A 22,181-nucleotide genomic window follows, 5' to 3' on the forward strand; every position below is an offset into this window, starting at 1 on the left:
ACTGCTGGAGCTGTTCGGCGTCGGCCCCGAAACCGCCGGCCAGCTGCTGACCTCCGCCGGGGACAACCCCGAACGCATGCGCTCCGAAGCAGCGTTCGCGCACCTGACCGCGGCCGCACCGATCCCCGCGTCCTCCGGCCGCACCCACCGCCACCGCCTCAACCGCGGCGGCGACCGCGCCGCCAACAACGCCCTGCACACCATCGTCCTGGTCCGCATGCGCCACGACGAACGCACCCGCGCCTACGTCCAACGCCGCACCAAGGAAGGACTCTCGAAGAAAGAGATCATGCGCTGCCTCAAACGATTCGTCGCCCGCGAGGTCTACCACGCCCTGACCACCACACAAGTCACCCAAAACGACCTTGCACCCGCCGCTTGACATCTATAGGAGCATCCGTTCACGCCTCCTGTGACCAGATGAACGGTCCGCTTCAGATGACCGGCCACCACTGCGCACGACTACGCTGAGCGCATGAACGCGTTCAGCCTCAGCGGCGCACCGATGATCCTGGACGGCGGCCTGGCCACCGAGCTGGAAGCGCAGGGCCACGACCTCTCCGATGCGTTGTGGTCGGCGCGTCTGCTGGCGGATGCGCCGGAGGAGATCGTCGCGGCGCATGCCGCGTTCTTCCGGGCGGGCGCGGAGATCGCGACGACCGCGAGCTACCAGGCGAGTTTCGAGGGGTTCGCGGAGCGCGGCATCGAGCGCGCCGAAGCGGCGAAGCTGATGCGGCGGAGCGTGGAACTGGCCCGGCTGGCCGGGGAAGTGGAGCCGGGCCGGCACCGCTGGGTGGCGGCGTCGATCGGCCCGTACGGCGCGATGCTCGCAGACGGCTCGGAGTACCGGGGCCGGTACGGCCTGACGAAGCGCGAGCTGCACGACTTCCACCGGCCGCGGCTGGAGGTGCTCGCGGAGTCCCGCCCGGACATCTTCGCCCTGGAGACCGTCCCGGACATAGACGAGGCGGAAGCGCTGGTGGACGCGGTCGCGGACCTGGACGTCCCGGCCTGGCTGTCGTTCACGATCAGCGGCGAGCAGACCCGGGCCGGCCAGCCCCTGGCAGAAGCGTTCGCCGTGGCGGCGGACAGCGACGCGATCATCGCGGTCGGGGTCAACTGCTCGGCGCCGGACGACGTGCTGACCGCGATCGAGATCGCCAGCGCCACGGTGGAAAAGCCGATCGTCGTCTACCCCAACAGCGGAGAGGGCTGGGACGCGCAGCGGCGCGCATGGACGGGCCGCGCCCGGCTGTCGGCGGAGCAGGCCCGCAGCTGGCGCGCGGCGGGCGCCCACGTGATCGGCGGCTGCTGCCGGGTGCGCCCGGAGGACATCACGGCGGTGGCGGACGCGCTGACTGATCCGGCGGCCTGATCGGGCGGTGGGCCGTCCGCCACCGAGGCCAAGCATTTACCGGACAGTTAAGCGACAAGTTTCTTATCCGACATACCGGATCTGCGGTGCAATGCCTCATCCGTTCGTCGGCGAACGGACGGGGCATGCGCGGGATGACCAAACTCGTGGGGGCGGCCGCCGGAGCGGCGCAGCTGTGCCTGGGCGCGCCCGAGGCATCCGCGACCAACGAACCAATGGCGATCAGCGGAACGACGATCTTCACCAAGGGCGAGGGCGGCTACAACTGCTTCCGCATCCCCGCCCTGGTGCGCACCCAGGACGCAGCACTCTGCTGGCGTTCGCGGAGGGCCGCCACAACAACTGCGACGACGCCAGCAACATCGACGTCGTGTTCAAGCGTTCGACGGGAAGACATGGCGACCGCTGGAACTCGTCACCGACGGACCCGGGGACACCCGGGGCAACCCGGTGCCGATCGTGGACCGGGCCACCGTCCGGATCACGTTGCTGACGAGGCACAACCCTGGCCCGGATTGCTCCGGCAATGGCTGCACCAAGACACCTTTCCTACAGCACAGCACGAACCTGCAAGGTACGCAGTGGACCAAACCGGTGGCGCAGCCGCAGCTGAAGAAGCCGGAGAGGAACACCTGGTACGCCAAGGGACCGGGCCACGGCCTGCAGATGACCCGCGGCGACCACGTGAACCGGATGGCTGCGGGCATCACTTCGAAGGCGGTAGCGGCGTGAGGCGCTGGGATGGTCTTCAGCGATGACGGCGGCGATACCACGGCCTACTCGCTCGGCAGCGGCGTCTGGCTCGGCAGATTCGCCAATCCGGCGAGGCTTCCGCTCTTGAACGCGTTGGCGACAGTGCCGTAGTTAGGCGAACTCGGTCGCGTCACGGTTGCCGGTGTACTCCCCCGCCGTCGCCGTGCCGTCCGCGATCACCTCCTGGAAGACGTACGGCTTCGCGCCCGTCCAGGCACGGTCCGCAAAGCCCCGAAGATCGCGCCGACGTCCTCCGGCGGCATGCGCTTGACGCCGTCCACCCGGAACCCGGAAACACCCCGGCTCACCAGGTCGTTGAGGTAGGCGATCTCGGTGTTGCGCACGTACTCGGACGCGGTCGCCAGGTCCGCCAGCCCGACGAGCTCGCAGTTGCGCACCTCCCACTTGTCGCCTTAATTGCTGATTTCCCAGCGGCAGCCGTGGAAATCGGCGTCCGAGTGGACGCCCGGGTAGGAGTGCTTCTCGTAGGTCGAGCCGCCGCTGCCCCGGCCCGCTCCCGACGGAGCCGGTGCCGCTCATGTGGTTCACCACGGCATCGATGTAATCTCCACGCCTGCGGCGCTGCAGGTCTGCACCGTCGCGGCGAACTGCTCCCGGTCGCCGCACGGGATTCCAGCTGGTAGCTCACCGATTGGTAGTCCTGGTACCAGCAGTAGCCCTTTCGGCGGGCACCACGTGCTCCTGCGGCGGCGACAACTGGACCGCGCCGAAACCCTTGGGGCCGAGGGAATTGTGCATTCCTGTCCGATGGATTCCCACGGCCACTGGAACATCTGGATGATCGGCCCGTTGACCGGGGCCGTGGCCGGTGCCTCCGGAGCGCCCGTCACGACGGGCACCAGTGCCGCGCCGCCCTGGATGACGTTTTCCGCAGCTGATCGCCCGGGAGCGCCTTCGGGTGCCGCAGAGCCTGTTCTGGAATGCGCTGGTTGAAGCGAACGGACCGGGTGTACAGGCCGTTCGCTTCACACCAATTGGCAAGGCGGAACCACCTCGTTCCCGCCGGTCCGCCACCAGAACCTTGAGGCAGAACGAGGTCCTAAACAGGCTCTACAGCCGTGAGCAGCACTCACGGGCCTGACTAGCCGAAGCATCGCTCAACCGAGGAGCGGAGCGACCTCCGCCGCCGCTTCGGCGCCGAAGGCGTCGGCGAAGCGCCGCCGGGCGCGGCCGTGGTCGAGGGTCCACTCCTGCGTCCCGGTCACCTCCAGGACATGCACGGCTATCAACGACCCCAGCTGCGCGGCACGTTCCAAAGACAGTCCTGTTTGGACACCAGCGAGGAAGCCCGCCCGGAAACCGTCGCCCACCCCGGTCGGGTCGACCTTCTCCCGCTCCGCGAGTGCGGGCACGAGCAGCCGCTCGTCGCCGGTGACGACCTCCACCCCGCTCGCGCCGAGGGTGGTGAGCCGGGTGCCGACCAGCTGCCGCACGTCCGCATCGGTCCAACCGGTCTTCTGCCGTAGCAGGCCCCATTCGTACTCGTTGGTGAACAGGTAGTCCGCGCCTTCGACCACCCGGCGCACCTGCTCCCCGCTGAGCCGGGCGAGCTGCTGCGACGGGTCGCTGGCGAACCGGTAGCCGCGGTGCCGGCACTCGTCGGCGTGCCGCAGCATGGCCTGCGGGTCGTTGGGGCTGATCAGCACCAGGTCGGCACCGGTGGAGCTGATCACCGGGGCCAGCTCGATGTTGCGGGCCTCCGACATCGCACCTGCGTAGAAGGACGCGATCTGGTTGAACTCGTCGTCGGTGGTGCACACGAACCGAGCGGTGTGCGCGACCTCCGAAACGTGCACGCCCGAGCAGTCCACGCCGTTGCGCTCCAGCCAGGATCGGTAGTCGGCGAAGTCGTCGCCGACCGCGCCGACCAGCACCGGCCGTTGCCGCAGGACGCCCATCGCGAAGGCGATGTTGGCCGCGGCGCCGCCGCGCCGGACCACGAGCCCGTCCACCAGGAAGCTCAGCGACACCTGCTCCAGACTGTCGGCGACGAGCTGCTCGGTGAACCGGCCGGGGAAGTGCATCAGGTGGTCGGTGGCGATGCTTCCGGTGACGGCGACTGGCACGGCACAACTCCTGGTGGTTCGCGCGGCTGGGCCGCAGCCAATACAGCACGGCGGAACGGTCCTCGCGACCCGCCGAACGTGGCTGCGGGTGACCACGCGCGCACCGAGCGGCACCACCCTGCCCGGTTCGGCGGCTTGCCAGGCGCGCGGCGGACAATGACGGTATGCGCGAAGTGGAGATCCGGGACGACATGATCCGGCTCGGGCAACTGTTGAAGCTGGCGGGCCTCGTCGAACACGGAGCGGAGGCGAAGTCGCTGCTGGAGGACGGCCAGGTCGAGGTCAACGGCGCGGTCGAAACCCGCCGCGGCAAGCAACTGGTCGAAGGCGACGAGGTGGTCCTCGGAAACGAGGTCGTCCGAGTGGTCACCCACTGAACCTCGCCCGCAGACCCAACCCCGGGTGGGGTGCAGAGTGAGGGGCACCGTGCCCGAGTAACCGGTGGTCCCTCACTTGACACCGGTTCGCGTCAGAGCGCCCGGCTCGGAGACGGGGCGCCGTAACCGGGCCTGCGCCATGATCTTCCGCGGGTCGAAGGCGGCAATCGGCCAGTCCGCGCCGAGCGCGACGTGACCGCCCGCGGCGAGGATGTCGCGATAGCGTCGCTCAACGAGCCGACGATGCCGATCGTGTCGTCGACCGTCCCAGGCAGGCACCACGGCGCGAGGACGGTCCGCACCCGTGAGGTCACCGCGCTCGTCGAGCTGTTCGAAGACCTTGTCGGTGCCCGGCCAGTACGCCAGGTCCCAGCATGTGCGCGCCGGTGATGCCCACCGCGTTCTGGGCGCGGTGCAGGTCGGCGACCCGCCTGGCGAGTTCGTCGAGTTCCAGCGACGGCATTGCGGCGCTGCCGAGCATCACGGCCGATGTCTCGTGCAGCTCGCCGGTCGGCGTGCCGTCTGCGTCGACCGGCGACCGCCGAGCGGTCGGCGGACTCCACCGCACCAGTGATCCCGGCCCGTTGGAGCTCACGTGTGTTCATCAGCGCGGTTTGCGCGTCGATCATCAAGAGGTACGCCGGGTGGTCACCGATCGCTTCGTCGATGTGCTGGCGGTGCAGCCAATCCGGGACGAACGCGTTGTACTGCGGGCCGCGCTCAATCAGGCATTCGCCGCGCCCCAGCCGGGCGCTCTCCCCGCGCAGTTTCGCTTGCCGCTCCGCCATTGGTCTACCTCCGCGTGCGAGACGTCGATGCCATCGCGGACGCGTTCGGCGTCCGGGCCGAAGACGCTCCGTGGGCGCGTGAATCGGACTGCGCGACCCCGACGGAAACCGGCGGTGGAGGCCCGCCCACGGAATGAGCGCTGCCCCGACCCCGGACAGCAAGAAGGCCGGCACCCGCGGGCACCGGCCTCATGCCAGATCGGCTTGCTCGATCAGTGGAACGAGTCGCCGCAGGCGCACGACCCGCCCGCGTTCGGGTTGTCGATGGTGAAGCCCTGCTTCTCGATGGAGTCGACGAAGTCGATCACCGCGCCCTGCAGGTAGGGAGCGCTCATCCGGTCGACGACCACGCCCAGGCCCTCGAAGTCCCGCCGAGCGTCGCCGTCGAGGCTGCGCTCGTCGAAGAAGAGCTGGTAGCGCAGGCCCGCGCAGCCACCCGGCTGGACGGCGATGCGCAGGTGCATGTCGTCACGGCCCTCCTGGTCGAGCAGGGCCTTGGCCTTCTGGGCCGCCGCGTCGGTCAACGTGACACCGTGGGCAGGCGCCTCGGCCTCGGTCGTGGTGTTCGGGGCGGTCATGGACTCTCCCTAGAGGTCTCGCTCGTCCGATTCCGGCGTGAGGTGCAACCACAGCCGGAGTCGCGCTATTCCCGCGGGCGCCGCCCGGGGGAGCTACGTCTTGTCTCCTCCGCCTATGGTGGCACAGTTACCCGCCTAGCTGGTGTGATGTGGCCTCCCGATGTCGGATCCGCCCGCTGGTGTCCGGTCTGCTGCAGCCCCGACCGGGGCGTCGAATACCCTGGAGGAGTGAGGTTCCTTCGCCGTAGCAGCGCTGAGCAGACCGCCACCACCGAGTCCGACGCGGAGACCGGTCAGGCTGCGGCGGAACATGCCGCCAACCACAACCACACCCCGAAGAAGGGGAAGCCGACGCCGAAGCGCCGGGACGCGGAGGGCAAGCGGCGCGGCCCGGTCCCGCCGCCGCCGAAGAACCAGCGCGAGGCGATCAAACGGTCCCGTGGCAACAAGGATGAGCGCCGGCAGGCCGCGCGGGAGCGCCGCGAGCGGATGATGCAGGGCGACGACCGCTACCTGATGCCCCGCGACAAGGGTCCGGTCCGTGCTTACGTGCGCGACCTGGTCGACACCCGGCGGCACCTGATGGGCCTGTTCATGCCGCTGGTGCTGATCGTGTTCGCCACCACGCTGGCGCAGAACCTGGTGGTCCAGCAGTACGCGACGCTGGCGTGCATGGCGCTGCTGGTGATGATGGTCGTCGAGGGCACCCTGCTGGGCCGGTATGTGAACAAGCGCGTGCGCGCGAAGTACCCGGATCACAAGGACCGCCCGCTCTCCCTGGGCTGGTACGCCTTCACCCGGGCCATGCAGATCCGCAAGCTCCGGGTTCCCCGCCCCCGCTACACCCCCAAGGACATCGCCAAGATCGGCTGATCCCAGCGCTCGTCGACGGCTGTCACACCGACCGCGGTCATCTGATCGATCCGGGTAGCGTCACTGCGACGTCGTAGGTAAGTGGACCGGAGGTTTCGTCGGGTGGCTGTGCGCACGTTGGTGCTCGGTGGGGCTCGTTCCGGCAAGTCCGCGCACGCCGAGGGTTTGGTCTCGGAATCCTCCCCTGTCACCTACGTCGCGACCGCGCGGCGCGATCCCGACGACGCCGAGTGGGCCGAGCGGATCGCCCTGCACGTCTCCCGGCGCCCCGGCACCTGGCGGACCGTGGAAGCCGGCGACGCCGATTCGCTGCTCCGTGTGCTGGCCGATGCCGACCCCGGGGCTACCGTGCTGGTGGATGACCTGGCCACCTGGCTGACCGGCGTGCTCGAAGACGCCGGCGCGTGGGATCGCGACCCCGGCGCGCTCGACGTGGTGGCCGGGCACTGTTCCCGGTTGGTCGAGGCCGTCGCCGGGTGCCGGGCCCGGTTGGTGGTCGTTTCCGCCGAAGTCGGCCTCGGCGTCGTCCCGGCGACCAGGTCTGGAAGGCTGTTCCGGGACGAGCTCGGTTCGCTCAACGCCCGGCTGGCCGACGTATCCGACGAGGTAGTCCTGCTCGTGGCCGGACTTCCGCTCCGCATCCGCTGACCCCAGACGCGCCGAACAAACGGAGGTTGTCGCTTGTCCACCGACCAGAACCAGTCCGGCCCGATCGGGTTCCCGGCGGTACCGGCACCCGACGAGCAGGCCCTGCGGCAGGCGGTCGCCCGGCACGAGCAGTTGACCAAGCCCGCCGGATCGCTGGGGCGGCTGGAAGAAATCGGCGTCTGGGTCGCATCCCGGCAGGGCAACTGCCCCCCGCGCCCCTTCACCCGCCCCCGCGTGGTCGTCTTCGCCGGGGACCACGGCATCGCGGCGCACGGCGTCTCGGCCTACCCCAGCGACGTGACCGGCCAGATGGTCAGCAACTTCCTAAGCGGCGGCGCGGCGGTGAACGTGCTGGCCACCAACGCCAGCGCGACGGTGCGAGTGGTGGACATGTCGGTCAACACCGACACCCCGCCGGTGGTCAGCGCGCACAAGGTGCGGCGCGGGTCGGGTGCGATCGACCGGGAGGACGCCCTCACCACCGACGAGGTAGACGCCGCTATCAACGCCGGGCGCACCATCGCCGACGAGGAAGTGGACTCCGGCGCCGACCTGCTCATCGCCGGCGACATGGGCATCGGCAACACCACCCCGGCGGCGGTGCTGATCGCCGCGCTGACCGGGACCGAACCGGTGGCGGTGGTCGGCCGCGGCACCGGCATCGACGACAACGCCTGGATGCGCAAGACCGCCGCGGTCCGGGATGCGTTGCGCCGTGCCCGCAAGGTGCTGAACGACCCGGTGGCACTGCTGCGGACCTCGGCGGGAGCCGACATCGCCGCGCTGACCGCGTTCCTCGCGCAGGCCGCGGTTCGGCGCACCCCGGTGCTGCTGGACGGGGTGGTGGTGGGTGCGGCGGCGCTGGTCGCCGAGGAACTCGCGCCCGGCGCCCGGCAGTGGTGGCTAGCCGGTCACCGCTCCGCCGAACCTGGCGGGCCGCTGGTGCTCGACCACCTCGATCTCACCCCGGTTCTCGACCTGGGGATGCGGCTCGGCGAGGGCTCCGGGGCACTCACCGCACTGCCGGTGGTCACCGCCGCGGTGCGGGTGCTCGGTGAGATGGCGACCTTCGCCGAAGCCGGTGTCGGCGGCCCGACCGAACCCGGCGCGAGCGGCCCGACCGAACCCGGCGCGAGCGGCCCGACCGAACCCGACGCGAGCGGCCCGACGGCGTGACGGTGCTGGACGGTCTGCGCCTGGCGGTGTCGTGGCTGAGCGTGCTACCGGTGCCCGCGCGGCGCGTCGACGACCGCACCTGCCGCCAGGCGATCTCGTTCGCGCCCCTGGTCGGCGCGCTGGTCGGTGCCTTCGGTGCCGCCGCGCTCTGGGCACTGACCGCGCTCGGCTCTCCCCCGCTGTTGGCCGGGCTGCTCACCGTCGCCGTGTTGGTGCTGGTCACACGGGGTATGCACGTCGACGGCCTGGCGGACACGGTGGACGGTCTCGGTTGCTACGGGCCACCGGAGCGCGCGCTGAGCGTGATGCGCGACGGCGGCGCGGGGCCGTTCGCGGTGGCCGCTTTGATCCTCGTGCTCGGCATCCAGGCGGCAAGCCTCGCCGAACTGGCGAACATGCCGCTAACGGTCGTCCTCGCATGTGCGGTGGGCCGCGCGGGATTCGTGCTGTGCTGCCGAGCCGGACTGCCGGCGGCACGCCCGGAAGGCATGGGTGCGCTGGTAGCGGGCAGCCAACCGACCTGGCTCGTCGCCGCCTGGTGGCTCGCCCTGCTCGCGGTGGCCGCCGTCGGCTTCGGCTGGCACGCGGCGATCGCCGTGGTCCTCGCCGCAGCCCTGCTACTCGCCCTCACCTGGCACACCCGACGCCGCTTCGGCGGAATCACCGGAGACGTCCTAGGCGCCGCCTCCGAACTCGCGACCACAACAGTCCTCGCGACCACGGCGGTCCTCGCCACCACGGCCATCGCCTGACCAAGTCCACCGCAATTTCCATTGAAACCTGAGGTTCGATTTCAATGGAAATTGCGAACCTTCGGCGTGTCGGCATCCCGGCACGCCGAAGGCTGTGGATAACTTCCGCAATTTCCATTGAAATTGCGGACACCCCTGGCGGTCAGCTGAGCTTGGTCATCCAGCCGTGGGTGTCGGCGACCGTGCCGTGCTGGATGCCGGTGAGGCGCTCGCGCAGCTTCATCGTCACCTCGCCCGGCTGGCCGTCGGCGATGCCGAACTCCCCGTCGCGGTGCTTGACGTGGCCAACCGGGGTGATCACCGCGGCGGTGCCGCAGGCGAAGACCTCGGTGAGCTCACCGGTGGTGGCCCTCTTCTCCCACTCCTCGACGGTGATCCGCCGCTCCTCGACCTGCATGCCGAGCTCCTTGCCCAGCTCCAGCAGCGACGAGCGGGTCACGCCCGGCAGCAGGCTGCCGCTGAGCGCCGGGGTCACCAAGCGCGCGTCCGAACCGGAGCCGAACACGAAGAACAGGTTCATGCCGCCCATTTCTTCGACCACGTGCCGCTCGCACGCGTCCAGCCACACGACCTGGTCGCAGCCCTGCTCCACGGCCTCGGCCTGCGCCAGGAACGATGCGGCGTAGTTGCCCGCGAACTTCGCCGCACCGGTGCCGCCGGGCGCCGCCCGCACGTACTCGTGGCTCAGCCACACGGTGACCGGCTTGATGCCGCTGGCGAAGTACGAGCCAGCTGGGGAGGCGATCAGCGCGTACAGGTAGGCGTTGGACGGGTGGTTGACGCCGAGCCCGATCTGGGTGGAGATCATGAACGGGCGCAGGTACAGCGAGCTCTCCTCGGCGCTCGGCACCCAGTGGGTGTCCACCGCGATCAGCTCGCGCAGCGACTCGATGAACAGTTCCTCCGGCAGCTGGGCCATCGCGATCCGCTGCGCCGAGCGCTGGAACCGCCGTGCGTTCGCCTCCGGCCGGAACGCGGCGATCGAGCCGTCGGGCTGACGGTACGCCTTGAGTCCCTCGAAGATCGCCTGCGCGTAGTGCAGAACCGAGGTCGCCGGGTCCAGCTCCAGCGAGTGGTAGGCCTCCACCGCGGCGTCATGCCAGCCGCGGTCATCGGTCCACTTGATGGTCACCATGTGGTCGGTGAAGTACCGTCCGAAGCCCGGATTCGCCAATACCTCCGCACGGCGCTCCTCGCTGGCCGGTTGCGGGTTGGGGGTCCGGGTGAAAGACAGCGCTCCAGTCATGCGCGTACCGTATCGCGCGCTTCGGAGCAGTTGAAACCCGATCTCCAGAACTTGGTCGTCCAAATATCCGTCGTCCGCTTACTCAACGTTGAACGAACGCCACCGTTCGTGACCCGAAGCGGGTGGATCCGGACGATTCGCCGCCTATGATGTGACCATGACGCACGCCCACAACACCCCGGTCCCGGCGGGGACACCCACGACGACGTCGCAGGATGCGCTGGCCGCAACCCTAGCGGCGCTCATGCCGCTGGGGGGCGGCCTGCTGGTGATGGTCGGTTACGCGTGGATCGGCATCTTCGGCGCGATCCTGGGCCTGGCTGGCGCCGTCGGATGGGCGTTCTGGTGGCGCAACAAGCACAAGACGTTCTTCCCCAAGGACCTGCGCGGTGGCTCGGTCGGCGGGATCGGCGCGCTCGTCGCCGTCATCGCCTTCCTGCTTTTCGTCTCGCTTTGACCCTGGCGGCACGGGGTCGTGAGTCCTTCGGGCAGCCGACGGACTCACGACCCCGGCTCGTCAGCTGAGCAGCAGTCCCTCCGGGAGGGACGGAAGTGCCCACTTCGGATCGGGCTGGGCATCGCAGTAGGTGCCGTCGAACGGGAACCGACGCGCCTCGGCCAGCGCGATCATGCGTTCGCCCTCGGCCTGCAGTCTGCTCAGGTGGCGCTCGTCGAACCGGCCGGCGGCCAACGCATCGGCCACCTCGTTCTCGTCCTTCCAGGACCAGCACCCGTCGGGGAACACCTCGATGTCGAGCACCCCGTCCACGCGCCGGACGCCGGTCGCATCCCTGCCCAGCGGGACTTCGAGGTTGACGTACCAGTTGCGGAAAGTGCCGTCGGGCTCGAAGAACCACCAGACCGACACCCAGCGGTGCTCGAACACCAGGCGCAGCGTCGAGGTACCGCGCCAGGTCGACTTCGCGGGGATTCGGGGCCCGTTGAAGCGTTCGGACAACGGCATCTGGCGCGGCGACCGGCCGTCCGGGGAGGTGGTGATCCGGATCGGCGTGCCGTCCAGGACCCAACAGAGCAGGTGGTCTCCATCGTCCTCGACCACCCGTGCTGGGTGGACGGTGCCGAGCGAACCGTCCAGCCTCCAGAAGCTGTAGAGCACTTCCTCACCGGGCTCCCACGCCAGGGACTCGCCAGTGGATTTCAGGGGAATGTTGGCAACACTCGTTTTGAGCATGACCCGCCTCATCTCCAGCGACGGGACACCCCTCCCGTCGCCAAAGGACCGACAACAACGACAACAAGCGTCGCAAGCATCGCAGAAATCGGCATGCTCATTGCGAGTAAAACCGACAAACCCATGCCCAGGCACGCTGCGCGCATCGGCCAGATGTGCCCCTCCGAAAGCAGCAGTCGCGCACCGGCATTAGTGAATGCGTAGTGGACGAGCAGGCAGCAGGCCGCGAAGGCCATCGCCGGAACCGGCTCGACCAGCACCGCGACCGCCACAGCGGCGACGCCAGCGGCCACATCGAGCAGATAGGGCGTCCCGGCACTGCTGGTGCGCCCCATTAAGCGCGGCAAGTCCCGGTCCCGCACAAGCGCCAGCGCCGTCGACCGGAACGACTCCAGCGCACCCAGCAGCACCGGCAGCAGCGCCACCGCCGCGCCGACGCCCACCAGCGGCGCGAGGTTCGCGGCCGCAGCGGCGGTCAGCACCTCGCGGATCGGCGTTGGTGAAAGCGCCAGCCGCGACCATCCCAGCTGGTAGACCAACGCCGCGGTCACGACCGATAACGCCACGGCGAGGGCGACCAGCGAGACCACGGTGCCGCGCTTCATCGCCGACCAGGCGAACCGGTCCTGCTCGACGGCAGGCGCGGTCAGCCGCTCGAAGCCGATGAAAGCGAAGAACAGCACGCCGGCCGCCCCGGTGATGCCCACCGCGCTGTCGGCCAGCGGGCGCCCGGTCGGGATCGGCGGCACCGGATCTATCGCGAAGCAGGTGACCACCACGAGCCCGAGCACCGCGACGGTCAGCGCGAGCCAGATCCAGGCGGCACCGCCCCTGATCCGCAACCCCACCGTCGCCGCGAGCACGACCAGCAGCAGCGCCACCGCGGCGACCTGCGGAGCAGCGGTCGGCAGGAAGAAATCGCCCAGCACCCGCGCGATCACGGCCATCCCGGCGACCTGTCCGGCGAGGTGCGCGCTGGCCCCGATCCGCGCCGGCAGTACGCCCACCCACGCCCGCACGCACGCGTAAGCCGCGCCTGGGCCCCAGTAGGCCTCGGACTGGTGCGCGGTCGCCGACGCGGCACATGCCGCGGCCAAGAACGCGACCAGCAGCCCGAGTGGCAGCCACGGCCCGGCTGCCGCAGCGGCGGGTGCGGGCGCAACGAACACGCCGGCACCGAGCATCCCGCCGAGGGCGAGCGGGATCCCGCCACTGCCGGACGCGAGCCGACCGCTCGATTCAACCTCTTGGGGCACGGCACCACCCTTACAGACGAATGTCGATGCGTGCAGCCGCCTGTCGGCTGACGCACGGTGCAGGCCGGGGCGGAGAGCCCGACCGGACCGCCACTCCGAGCGAATTCGCAGTTGCCGAGCGTTCTAGAGTGCGAAGGAGCTTTGCTTACACCGCAGCGTTGACGCAGTGACCCGGAGGATGACCACGTGACGACCCCGAAACTCGCCCTGACCGACACGGCGGTGGCCAAGCTGACCGCGGACGCGCTCGTCGTCGGAACCGTCCAGGGCGCCGACGGCCTGCAGCTCGCACCCGGTGCCGATCAGGTCGCCGCCGCGTACGACGGAGACCTTGCGAAGGTGCTCACCTCGCTGGGCGCGACGGGCAAAGCGGACGAGGTCGTCAAGCTGCCCGCTGGCGGAAAGCTGCGCGCCGACGTGCTGGTCGCAGTCGGGCTGGGCAAGCCCGCGGCGAACGGCGGGGTGTCCGGCGAGGCGGTGCGCCGGGCCTCCGGCGCTGTGGCCCGGTCGCTGAGCGGCGTCGAGCAGGCCGCCACCACGATGTCCACTGTGGACTTGTCGGCGGCGGTGCAGGGCACGGTGATGGGCGCCTACGCGTTCACCTCGTACAAGTCGCAGTCCGGCGACGGTCCGGTGTCCAAGGTGGACTTCGTGGTCGGCGACGCCAAGGCGGATGCGAACGCGCACGCGCTGAAGGGCGCCGCCGCGATCGGCGAGGCGGTTAACACCGCCCGCGACCTGATCAACACCCCGCCCAACGACCTGTACCCGGCCTCCTTCGCCGAGCGCGCCGCCGAATTCGGGCGCACCGCGGGCCTGGAGGTCGAGGTCCTCGACGACAACGCGCTGCGCAAGCAGGGCTTCGGCGGCATCCTCGGCGTCGGCGCCGGTTCCGCTCGCCCGCCGCGCCTGGTGCGCCTGCGGCACAAGGGCCCGAAGGCGGCCAAGAAGGTCGCGCTGATCGGCAAAGGCATCACGTTCGACACCGGCGGCATCTCGATCAAGCCCGCCGCGAGCATGGAGGACATGACCTCGGACATGTCCGGGGCCGCCGCCGTGATCGCGACCATGCTGCTGGCCGCGCGGCTCAACTACCCGCTGGACATCACCGCGACCGTCCCAATGGCCGAGAACATGCCGTCGGGCACCGCCTACCGCCCGGGCGACGTGCTGACCATGTACGGCGGCAAGACCGTCGAGGTGCTCAACACCGATGCCGAGGGCCGGCTGATCCTTGTCGACGCCATCACGCGGGCCTGCGAGGACGAGCCGGACTACCTGATCGAGACGTCCACGCTGACGGGTGCGCAGGTCGTGGCGCTGGGCAAGCGCACCCCCGGCGTGATGGGCAGCGAGGAGTTCCGCGACCGGGTGGCGCGGCTGTCGCAGGCCGTCGGCGAGGGCGGCTGGCCGATGCCGCTGCCGGAGGAGCTGCGCGGCGACCTGGACTCCAAGCTCGCCGACCTCGCCAACATCACCGGGCACCGCTGGGGCGGCATGCTCGCGGCAGGCATCTTCATCGAGGAGTTCGTCGCCGACGACGTGCAGTGGGCGCACCTGGACATCGCGGGCCCGTCCTACAACACGAGCGCGCCGTGGGGCTACACCCCGAAGGGCGGCACCGGCGTCCCGGTCCGCACCTTGGCGGCGGTGCTGGCCGACATCGCCGACCGGGGCTGAGCGCAATTTCCTGACGCGTCGGGGCCGTGAGTCCTTCGCGCTGCAACAGCCGCCCGCCGGATTCACGGCCCCGCTCGGTGTGTAGTTCTACTACGCCGAGGTGGCGTATTTGTGATCTGAACCTCAAAAAGAGCACCACAGCACGGCGCCGGAGTGCCACGATGGGTCGATGACCGAAACGACACCGACCGCGCCCAGCGCGGCACGGCACGGATACAAGGTCGACGTGGTGTGGACCGGCAACACCGGGCAGGGCACCAGCTCGTACCGCAGCTACGAGCGCACCCACGAGGTGCGCGCAGCGGGCAAGGACGCCATCGACGCCTCCGCGGACCCGGTCTTCCTCGGCGACGCGGACCGCTACAACCCGGAAGAACTGCTGGTCGCATCGCTGTCGCAATGCCACATGCTCTGGTTCCTGCACCTGGCCGCGGACTGCGGCGTCGTGGTCACCGGCTACCACGACCAGGCGCGCGGCATCCTCACCGAGAACCCGGACGGCTCCGGCCAGTTCGAAGAGGTGCAGCTCGCGCCCCAGGTCACGGTGGCCGACCGGGCGAGCGTGGACGTGGCGGAAGCCCTGCACGAACGCGCCCACGAGCTCTGCTACATCGCGAAGTCGGTGACCTTCCCGGTCAACTGCACCCCGACCACCCGCATCGCGAACTGACGATTCGACGCTGTTCCGGGCTCACCTCGCACCGCCGCGCGGATGGGCTAGCGGCTTCGCCGCTCCAAAGACACAACCGAACACCGGCGGCTTCGAGCCGCTCCTAGCCGTCGGCTGCCCTGCGGGCCCGGTCGCGGAGGATGCGCTGGCGGGCCTGGTAGTCCCGCATCCGCTGCGGGTAACCGACCTTCGACACCTCGTAGAGCGGGATGCCGATCCTGCGGGTCAGCCGGTACGCGGCCGACGGGCCGTCCACCCGCCGCCGGGTCCACTCGCCGTCGTGCGCGATGAGCATCAGTGTCGTCTCGGTCACCGTCGTGCGCGGTTCCAGGTATCCCTCGACGCCGCTGTGCTGCGCAGCCCAGTTGATCAAGTGCTCGGCGTCCGCCGAACTCGCGCCGCGCAATCCACCGGAGCGCTTCCCGCGGAACCGACCGAACAGGCCCACCGGACTCGCCTCCCGTCGCAGAGGATGTCGAACAGCAGCTGTTTCCGATGATGCCACCGGCAACATCGGGTGCGTGTGAAAAACGGTCACTCCAGCCACTCGGCTCGAACGGCGCCGCTGTGATCCTCGGCAGTGCAGCACAGATCACCCAGCCCACGTCGCATACGCCCGTCGTGTGGTGACAAGATGGCTGTCAGGCGACCGTGAACCCCTGTTCCGGCGACGCCATCAGCTAGTAAACGACGCCTGTCGAGGAGTGCGAAGTGACCGACACGTCCGCCGATCTGGTCATTCTCGGCGGCGGTTCGGGCGGCTACGCCTGCGCCTTCCGCGCAGCCGAGCTAGGCCTGTCCGTCGTCCTTATCGAAAAGGACAAGCTCGGTGGGACGTGCCTGCACCGAGGCTGCATCCCGACCAAGGCACTGCTGCACGCCGCCGAGGTCGCCGACTCCACCCGTGACGCCGACCAGTTCGGCGTCCGCGCCGCCCTCGAAGGCATCGACATCGACGGCGTCAACAAGTACAAGGACGGCATCGTCGCAGGCCTGTACAAGGGCCTGCAGGGCCTGGCCAAGGCGCACAAGGTAACCCTGGTCGAGGGGGCCGGCACGCTGGTCGACGCCAACACCGTCGAGGTCAACGGCACCCGGTACACCGGCAAGAACGTCGTCCTGGCCACCGGGTCCTACTCCAAGACGCTGCCGGGCCTGGAGCTGGGCGGCAAGGTCATCGCCAGCGAGCAGGCGCTGAACCTCGACTTCATCCCGGAGAAGGTCGTGGTGCTCGGCGGCGGCGTGATCGGCGTGGAGTTCGCCAGCGTTTGGCGTTCTTTCGGCGCCGACGTGACCATCGTCGAAGCCCTCCCGCACCTGGTGCCCAACGAGGACGAGTTCGCCTCCAAGCGCTTGGAGCGCGCCTTCCGCAAGCGCGGCATCAAGTTCAAGACCGGCGTCAAGTTCACCGGCGCGACCCAGACCGCCTCCGGCGTCTCGGTGAGCCTGGAGAACGGCGAGACCCACGACGCCGACCTGCTGCTGGTCGCCGTCGGCCGCGGCCCGAACACCGCCGGGCACGGCTTCGAGGCCGCCGGGGTGCGCATGGAGCGCGGCTTCGTCCCCACCGACGAGCGGCTGCGCACCAATCTGCCGGGCGTCTACGCCGTCGGCGACATCGTGCCCGGCCTGCAGCTGGCGCACCGCGGTTTCCAGCAGGGCATCTTCATCGCCGAGGACATCGCCGGGCTCAACCCGCAGCCGATCGACGAGGCCGGCATCCCGCGCGTGACCTACTGCCACCCCGAGGTCGCCTCGGTGGGCCTGACGGAGGCCGCGGCTAAGGAGCAGTACGGCTCGGTGGAGACCTTCACCTACGACCTGGCCGGCAACGGCAAGAGCCAGATCCTCAAGACCCAGGGCGCGGTCAAGCTGGTCCGCGCCACGGACGGCCCGGTGGTCGGCCTGCACCTGGTCGGCGACCGCGTCGGTGAGCTCATCGGCGAGGCGCAGCTGATCTACAACTGGGAGGCGCTGCCGGAGGACGTCGCTCCGCTGGTGCACGCCCACCCCACCCAGACCGAAGCCCTGGGCGAGGCGCACCTCGCCCTGGCCGGCAAGCCGCTGCACGTGCACGGCTGACGTCGGCTCCGCAGTCAGCCAGCACCCCGCCACACCACGAGGAGTCAGCAGCACATGGCCTTCTCCGTTCAAATGCCGGCACTCGGCGAGAGCGTCACCGAGGGAACGATCACCAGGTGGCTCAAGCAGGAGGGCGAGACCGTCGAGGTCGACGAGCCCCTGCTGGAGGTCTCCACCGACAAGGTCGACACCGAGATCCCGTCGCCCGCCGCCGGTGTGCTCCAGCACATCATCGCCCAGGAGGACGACACCGTCGAAATCGGTGCCGAGCTCGCCGTGATCGCCGACAGCGGCGAAGCAGCGGCCCCCGCTCCGGCCGCGGCCGCACCCGCGGCCCCGGCCGAGCCCGCGGCCGAGCAGCCCGCCCCGCCGCAGCCGGAGGCTCCAGCCCCCGCCGCTCCGGCCGGTGGCGCGGCAGGCACGGATATCAACATGCCGGCGCTCGGCGAGAGCGTCACCGAGGGCACCGTGACCCGGTGGCTCAAGCAGGTCGGCGAGACCGTCGAGGTCGACGAGCCCCTGCTGGAGGTCTCCACCGACAAGGTCGACACCGAGATCCCGTCGCCGGTGGCCGGCACCCTGCTGGAGATCACCGCAGGTGAGGACGACACCGTCGAGGTCGGCGCCAAGCTGGCCGTGATCGGCTCGGCCGACGCGCCTCCCGCCCCGGCTGCCCCCGCTGCCCCGCCCGCAGCTCCGCCGGCCCCCGCTGCTCCGGCTGCCCCGCCCGCAGCTCCGGCCCCGCCCGCAGCTCCGGCCCCGGCGGCCCCGGAAGAGCCGGCGGCGACCGTCGGCACGCCGTACGTGACGCCGCTGGTCCGCAAGCTGGCCAACGAGCACGGCATCGACCTGTCCGCGATCAGGGGCAGCGGTGTCGGCGGCCGGATCCGCAAGCAGGACGTGCAGGCAGCGATCGAGGCGAAGCAGGCACCGGCGCCCACCACCCCGGCCGCTCCCGCTGCGGCCGCGCCGAGCGCTCCGGTGCCGTCGGCGGAGGCCAAGGCGCTGCGCGGCACCACGGAGAAGATGTCGCGCCTGCGCCAGCTGCTGGCCCGCCGGATGGTGGAGTCGCTGCAGACCGCGGCGCAGCTGACGACGGTGATCGAGGTCGACGTGACCCGGATCGCCCGGCTGCGAGAGCGCGCCAAGGCGAACTTCGAGGCGTCCGAGGGCGTCAAGCTCTCATTCCTGCCGTTCTTCGCGAAGGCCGCCGCCGAAGCGCTGAAGCTGCACCCGAAGCTGAATGCCTCGATCGACGACGAGAACAAGCAGGTCACTTACCACGGTGCCGAGCACCTGTCGATCGCGGTGGACACCGAGCGCGGCCTGGTCTCGCCGGTGATCCACGACGCCGGGGACCTCAACCTCGGCGGGCTGGCCCGCAAGATCGCCGACCTGGCTGCGCGGACCCGCAACAACAAGATCAAGCCGGACGAGCTGTCCGGTGGCACCTTCACCATCACCAACACCGGTAGCCGCGGCGCGTTGTTCGACACGCCGATCCTGAACCCGCCGCAGGTGGGCATGCTCGGCACCGGCGCGGTGGTGAAGCGCCCGGTGGTGGTCGCCGACGAGAACGGTGGCGACACCATCGCGATCCGCTCGATGGTCTACCTGGCGCTGTCCTACGACCACCGGCTGGTCGACGGCGCGGACGCCGCCCGCTTCCTGGCCACGCTCAAGCAGCGGCTGGAGGAAGGCGCGTTCGAGGCCGACCTGGGTCTGTGACCTAGCGAAAGGTGAAAGGGGTCGCCCACCGATCGGTGGGCGACCCCTTTCGCTCGTTCCGGCTCCAGACCGCTAGCACCGCGCCGACCGGTGCGGGACGATGCCGGGCATGCACGTGGTTGTCGCCGGTTCGTCCGGTTTGATCGGCACGTCCCTGGTCGTCGGGTTGCGGCAGGCCGGGCACGACGTGGTCCGGCTGGTCCGCCGCCTCCCCCAAGCCCCCGACGAGCGGGGCTGGGATCCGGAGACCGGGCAGCTCGACGCGGATGCGCTGGACGGTGCCGACGCGGTCGTGAACCTCTGCGGAGCCGGCATCGGCGACAAGCGGTGGACGCCGGAGCGCAAGCGGCTGCTCGTGCATTCCCGGGTGCGGCCGACGCAGGTGCTCGCCGAGGCCGTCGCCGCGAAGGGCGTCCCGGTGCTTGCGAACGGGTCTGCGGTGGGTTTCTACGGCGACAGCGGCCCGAAACCGGTGACCGAGACCTCCGCTCCAGGCACGGACTTCCTGGCCGACCTATGCCGCCAATGGGAGGCTGCCACCGGCGCGGCCGCGCGGGCCGGTGCCCGGGTGGTGCTGCTGCGCAGCGGGCTGGTGCTCGCCCCGTCCGGTGGGCTGCTCGGGCAGCTCCGGCCGCTGTTCTCGCTGCTGCTCGGTGGCCGGCTCGGCGACGGCAGCCAGTACTTCCCGTGGATCTCGCTGGACGACGAGGTCGCCGCGATCCGGTTCGTGCTGGAGCGGCCCGAGGTTTCCGGTCCGGTGAACCTGACCGGGCCAGCACCGGTCACCAACGCGGAGTTCACCCGCGCACTAGGCGAGGCGCTGGGCCGACCCGCGCCGTGGATCGTGCCGGGCTTCGCGCTCCGGATCGTCCTCGGGGAGCTCGCCGACCAGATCCTCGGGGGCCAACGCGCGGTGCCGACAGTCCTGGAGGCGCAGGGGTTCACCTTCCAGCACCCGTCGATCGGGGCGGCGCTGGCGGCGGCCGTCTCGGAGTGAGCCTTGGGCCGTTGTCGCTGGGCCCGGGGCGTAGCCTGGCCGCGTGAGTCGTGCCAATACTACCTGCCGCGCATCCGCCGATCCGATGGCCGTGCGCGACCTGGGAACCATCGATTACCTCTCCGCCTGGGACCTGCAGCGCGAGCTGGCCACCGGCCGCGCCGAGGAGCAGAACCCGGACACCCTGCTGCTGCTGGAGCACCCGTCGGTCTACACGGCGGGCAAGCGCACCTCGCCGGAGGACCGGCCGACGGACGGGACGCCGGTCATCGACGTCGACCGCGGCGGCAAGATCACCTGGCACGGCCCGGGGCAGATCGTCGGCTACCCGATTCTGAAACTGGCCGACCCGATCGACGTCGTCGACTACGTCCGCCGCCTGGAGCAGGCGCTGATCTGGGTGTGCGACCAGTTCGGGCTGGAGGCGGGCCGCGTCGAGGGACGCAGCGGCGTCTGGCTATCCGCCGCGGACGGACTTCCGGAGCGCAAGATCGCCGCGATCGGCATCCGGGTGCAGCGGGGCATCACGATGCACGGGCTGGAGCTGAACTGCAACGCCGACCTCAGCCACTTCGACCGGATCGTGCCGTGCGGCATCAGGGACGTGGGCACCACTTCGCTGACCGCGGAGATCGGTCGGACGGTCACCATCGCCGAGGCGATGCCGCTGGTCCAGCAGGGCGTGCTGGACGCGCTTGAGGGCGAGTTGCCGGTCAGCGAGCGCAACATCCCGCGCGAGCAGCCGAGCGCCGCCGGGGTGACGCTCTCGCTGGACCCGAGCCTGCGCTGATCGGGCGGCGGACCCCGACCCACCGGTGACGCTCGACGACGTGGCCTCGGCCATGATCATGTTCAGCGACGGCGCGGCCCCCGACTTCCTGCGCAACCGCCTCGGCGAGGCCGCACTGCGCATCGCGGCAGAACCCCCCCGTCGGGGGGTGTGAGCCTGGACGCCGTTCCGCCGCGAAGGTCAGAGCTGGGGCGCCACCTCGGCGGCGACCAAGTCGAGGTGGTCCAGGTCGGAGAGGTCGAGGACCTGGAGGTAGAGGCGGGTGATGCCGGTGAGCTCCCGCCACGTCCCGATCTTGGCGACGACCTCGTCCGGCGTCCCGGCCAAACCGTTGAGACGCAGCTCCTCGACGTCCCGGCCGATGGCATCGGCCCGGCGCGTGAGTTCCGCGTCGCTCTTGCCGACGCACAGCACAAGAGCCGCGGACCGCACGATCTCCTGGTGCGGCCGACCGATCGCGGTGCACGCCTCGGCGACCCGCTCGAACTGCTTCGCGGCCGTGTCCACGTCGACGAACGGCAGGTTGAACTCGTCGGCGAAGCGAGCGGCAAGCTCCGGCGTCCGCTTCTTGCCCTGCCCTCCGATCAGCAGCGGCGGCCGGGGCTGCTGCACCGGCTTGGGCAGCGCCGGCGAATCCACCAGCTGGTAGTGCTCGCCGTCGTACCGGAAGTGCTCACCGGCCGGGGTGCCCCACAGCCCGGTGATGATCTCCAACTGCTCGGCGTAGCGGTCGAACCGCTCCTTCAGCGACGGGAACGGGATGCCGTAGGCGGTGTGCTCCGCCTCGTACCAGCCGGTGCCGAGGCCGAGTTCGACGCGCCCGCCAGACATCTGGTCGACCTGCGCGACCGCGATCGCCAACGGCCCGGGCAGCCGGAACGTGCCCGCCGTCATCAGGGTGCCCAGCCGCACCCGGCTGGTCTCGCGGGCCAACCCGGCCAGCGTCACCCAGGCGTCGGTCGGGCCGGGCTCGCCCGACACCGACCCCATCCTCAGGTAGTGGTCGGAGCGGAAGAACGCGTCGTAGCCGGTCGCCTCCGCGTGCTTGGCCACGCGCAGCAAGTCGTCGTAGGTCGCGCCCTGCTGGGGCTCCGTGAAGATCCGTAACTTGAAGTATTCGCGCACGGTCCCCG

Annotated in this window: 25 protein-coding genes; 16 read left to right on the forward strand and 9 right to left on the reverse strand. The window is 70.2% G+C overall.

Annotation, left to right across the window (positions count from 1 at the left end; genetic code table 11):
• The 3 genes from SSPN_RS0113060 to SSPN_RS48815 form a co-directional block, all read left to right on the forward strand.
• Positions 1-382 (forward strand): transposase (locus tag SSPN_RS0113060; RefSeq protein ID WP_148271994.1); only part of this gene is annotated, 382 nt, incomplete at its 5' end.
• Between the two features lie 93 nt (positions 383-475).
• Positions 476-1,375: a homocysteine S-methyltransferase gene (mmuM, locus tag SSPN_RS0113065; RefSeq protein WP_010695323.1), complete on the forward strand. Its 900-nt coding sequence runs from the start codon at positions 476-478 to the stop codon at positions 1,373-1,375.
• A 459-nt stretch (positions 1,376-1,834) separates the two neighbouring features.
• Positions 1,835-2,107, forward strand: a complete 273-nt coding sequence (locus tag SSPN_RS48815; RefSeq protein WP_148271952.1) for a sialidase family protein — start codon at positions 1,835-1,837, stop codon at positions 2,105-2,107.
• 197 nt (positions 2,108-2,304) lie between these two features.
• Here SSPN_RS48815 and SSPN_RS57650 read toward each other — a convergent pair whose 3' ends face one another.
• Positions 2,305-2,526 carry a hypothetical protein gene (locus SSPN_RS57650; protein ID WP_010695326.1) on the reverse strand — a complete coding sequence of 74 codons (222 nt, stop codon included), beginning with the start codon at positions 2,524-2,526 and terminating at the stop codon, positions 2,305-2,307.
• 720 nt (positions 2,527-3,246) lie between these two features.
• The gene (locus tag SSPN_RS0113085) at positions 3,247-4,173 is read right to left on the reverse strand and encodes a carbohydrate kinase family protein (RefSeq protein ID WP_044573917.1); all 927 of its coding nucleotides are present in this window, start codon (positions 4,171-4,173) and stop codon (positions 3,247-3,249) included.
• Positions 4,174-4,379: 206 nt separating this feature from the next.
• Here SSPN_RS0113085 and SSPN_RS0113090 point away from each other — a divergent pair, with 206 nt between their 5' ends.
• Positions 4,380-4,592, forward strand: a complete 213-nt coding sequence (locus SSPN_RS0113090) for an RNA-binding S4 domain-containing protein (RefSeq protein ID WP_010695330.1) — start codon at positions 4,380-4,382, stop codon at positions 4,590-4,592.
• 310 nt (positions 4,593-4,902) lie between these two features.
• On the opposite strand, the gene SSPN_RS0113100 is transcribed toward SSPN_RS0113090, so the two are convergent.
• Together SSPN_RS0113100 and SSPN_RS0113105 are read right to left on the reverse strand one after the other, a co-directional pair.
• Positions 4,903-5,187, reverse strand: coding sequence for a hypothetical protein (locus SSPN_RS0113100; RefSeq protein ID WP_010695333.1), 285 nt, complete (start codon positions 5,185-5,187; stop codon positions 4,903-4,905).
• Between the two features lie 405 nt (positions 5,188-5,592).
• The gene (locus SSPN_RS0113105) at positions 5,593-5,958 is read right to left on the reverse strand and encodes a HesB/IscA family protein (RefSeq protein WP_010695337.1); all 366 of its coding nucleotides are present in this window, start codon (positions 5,956-5,958) and stop codon (positions 5,593-5,595) included.
• A gap of 228 nt (positions 5,959-6,186) precedes the next feature.
• Here SSPN_RS0113105 and SSPN_RS0113110 point away from each other — a divergent pair, with 228 nt between their 5' ends.
• The 4 genes from SSPN_RS0113110 to cobS all read left to right on the forward strand — a co-directional run bounded on the left by SSPN_RS0113110 (position 6,187) and on the right by cobS (position 9,407).
• Positions 6,187-6,831 (forward strand): DUF3043 domain-containing protein, encoded by a 645-nt coding sequence (locus SSPN_RS0113110; RefSeq protein WP_010695339.1) that lies wholly within the window; start codon positions 6,187-6,189, stop codon positions 6,829-6,831.
• 102 nt (positions 6,832-6,933) lie between these two features.
• Positions 6,934-7,479: a bifunctional adenosylcobinamide kinase/adenosylcobinamide-phosphate guanylyltransferase gene (gene cobU, locus SSPN_RS0113115; protein ID WP_010695341.1), complete on the forward strand. Its 546-nt coding sequence runs from the start codon at positions 6,934-6,936 to the stop codon at positions 7,477-7,479.
• 33 nt (positions 7,480-7,512) lie between these two features.
• Positions 7,513-8,655 carry a nicotinate-nucleotide--dimethylbenzimidazole phosphoribosyltransferase gene (gene cobT / locus SSPN_RS0113120; RefSeq protein ID WP_010695342.1) on the forward strand — a complete coding sequence of 381 codons (1,143 nt, stop codon included), beginning with the start codon at positions 7,513-7,515 and terminating at the stop codon, positions 8,653-8,655.
• Positions 8,652-9,407, forward strand: coding sequence for an adenosylcobinamide-GDP ribazoletransferase (gene cobS, locus SSPN_RS0113125; protein WP_010695343.1), 756 nt, complete (start codon positions 8,652-8,654; stop codon positions 9,405-9,407). The genes cobT and cobS overlap by 4 nt, the downstream gene beginning before the upstream one ends.
• 142 nt (positions 9,408-9,549) lie before the next feature.
• Here the strand turns inward: cobS and SSPN_RS0113130 are convergent, their stop codons facing one another.
• On the reverse strand, positions 9,550-10,653 hold the full coding sequence (locus SSPN_RS0113130) for a branched-chain amino acid aminotransferase (protein WP_010695344.1): 1,104 nt from the start codon (positions 10,651-10,653) through the stop codon (positions 9,550-9,552).
• A 157-nt stretch (positions 10,654-10,810) separates the two neighbouring features.
• On the opposite strand from SSPN_RS0113130, the gene SSPN_RS0113135 reads away from it, so the two are divergent.
• Positions 10,811-11,110: a hypothetical protein gene (locus SSPN_RS0113135; RefSeq protein ID WP_029535291.1), complete on the forward strand. Its 300-nt coding sequence runs from the start codon at positions 10,811-10,813 to the stop codon at positions 11,108-11,110.
• A gap of 60 nt (positions 11,111-11,170) precedes the next feature.
• Here the strand turns inward: SSPN_RS0113135 and SSPN_RS0113140 are convergent, their stop codons facing one another.
• Together SSPN_RS0113140 and SSPN_RS0113145 are read right to left on the reverse strand one after the other, a co-directional pair.
• On the reverse strand, positions 11,171-11,845 hold the full coding sequence (locus SSPN_RS0113140) for a ribonuclease FAU-1 family protein (RefSeq protein WP_010695347.1): 675 nt from the start codon (positions 11,843-11,845) through the stop codon (positions 11,171-11,173).
• Between the two features lie 8 nt (positions 11,846-11,853).
• Positions 11,854-13,101, reverse strand: coding sequence for an APC family permease (locus tag SSPN_RS0113145; RefSeq protein ID WP_010695349.1), 1,248 nt, complete (start codon positions 13,099-13,101; stop codon positions 11,854-11,856).
• A gap of 186 nt (positions 13,102-13,287) precedes the next feature.
• Between SSPN_RS0113145 and SSPN_RS0113150 the strand changes: the two genes are divergently transcribed.
• Together SSPN_RS0113150 and SSPN_RS0113155 are read left to right on the forward strand one after the other, a co-directional pair.
• Positions 13,288-14,781 (forward strand): leucyl aminopeptidase, encoded by a 1,494-nt coding sequence (locus SSPN_RS0113150; protein ID WP_010695351.1) that lies wholly within the window; start codon positions 13,288-13,290, stop codon positions 14,779-14,781.
• A gap of 169 nt (positions 14,782-14,950) precedes the next feature.
• Entirely contained in the window at positions 14,951-15,451 is a 501-nt protein-coding gene (locus SSPN_RS0113155; protein ID WP_010695353.1) for an OsmC family protein, read from the forward strand.
• Between the two features lie 103 nt (positions 15,452-15,554).
• On the opposite strand, the gene SSPN_RS0113160 is transcribed toward SSPN_RS0113155, so the two are convergent.
• Positions 15,555-15,899: a hypothetical protein gene (locus SSPN_RS0113160; protein WP_010695355.1), complete on the reverse strand. Its 345-nt coding sequence runs from the start codon at positions 15,897-15,899 to the stop codon at positions 15,555-15,557.
• A gap of 263 nt (positions 15,900-16,162) precedes the next feature.
• Here SSPN_RS0113160 and lpdA point away from each other — a divergent pair, with 263 nt between their 5' ends.
• The 5 genes from lpdA to SSPN_RS61570 all read left to right on the forward strand — a co-directional run bounded on the left by lpdA (position 16,163) and on the right by SSPN_RS61570 (position 21,202).
• The gene (gene lpdA, locus SSPN_RS0113165) at positions 16,163-17,533 is read left to right on the forward strand and encodes a dihydrolipoyl dehydrogenase (protein WP_010695356.1); all 1,371 of its coding nucleotides are present in this window, start codon (positions 16,163-16,165) and stop codon (positions 17,531-17,533) included.
• A gap of 54 nt (positions 17,534-17,587) precedes the next feature.
• Complete coding sequence (sucB, locus tag SSPN_RS0113170) at positions 17,588-19,261, forward strand: 2-oxoglutarate dehydrogenase, E2 component, dihydrolipoamide succinyltransferase (RefSeq protein ID WP_010695358.1); 1,674 nt, start codon at positions 17,588-17,590, stop codon at positions 19,259-19,261.
• 109 nt (positions 19,262-19,370) lie between these two features.
• Entirely contained in the window at positions 19,371-20,258 is an 888-nt protein-coding gene (locus SSPN_RS0113175; protein ID WP_010695360.1) for a TIGR01777 family oxidoreductase, read from the forward strand.
• Between the two features lie 43 nt (positions 20,259-20,301).
• Positions 20,302-21,048 (forward strand): lipoyl(octanoyl) transferase LipB, encoded by a 747-nt coding sequence (lipB, locus tag SSPN_RS0113180; protein WP_029535293.1) that lies wholly within the window; start codon positions 20,302-20,304, stop codon positions 21,046-21,048.
• Positions 21,049-21,073: 25 nt separating this feature from the next.
• Entirely contained in the window at positions 21,074-21,202 is a 129-nt protein-coding gene (locus SSPN_RS61570) for a hypothetical protein (protein ID WP_010695364.1), read from the forward strand.
• A 26-nt stretch (positions 21,203-21,228) separates the two neighbouring features.
• Here the strand turns inward: SSPN_RS61570 and SSPN_RS0113190 are convergent, their stop codons facing one another.
• Positions 21,229-22,173, reverse strand: coding sequence for an LLM class F420-dependent oxidoreductase (locus SSPN_RS0113190; RefSeq protein ID WP_029535294.1), 945 nt, complete (start codon positions 22,171-22,173; stop codon positions 21,229-21,231).
• Positions 22,174-22,181 lie beyond the last annotated feature (8 nt).

The sequence above is a fragment of the Saccharopolyspora spinosa NRRL 18395 genome, from assembly GCF_000194155.1.
GTDB classification, from domain to species: domain Bacteria; phylum Actinomycetota; class Actinomycetes; order Mycobacteriales; family Pseudonocardiaceae; genus Saccharopolyspora; species Saccharopolyspora spinosa.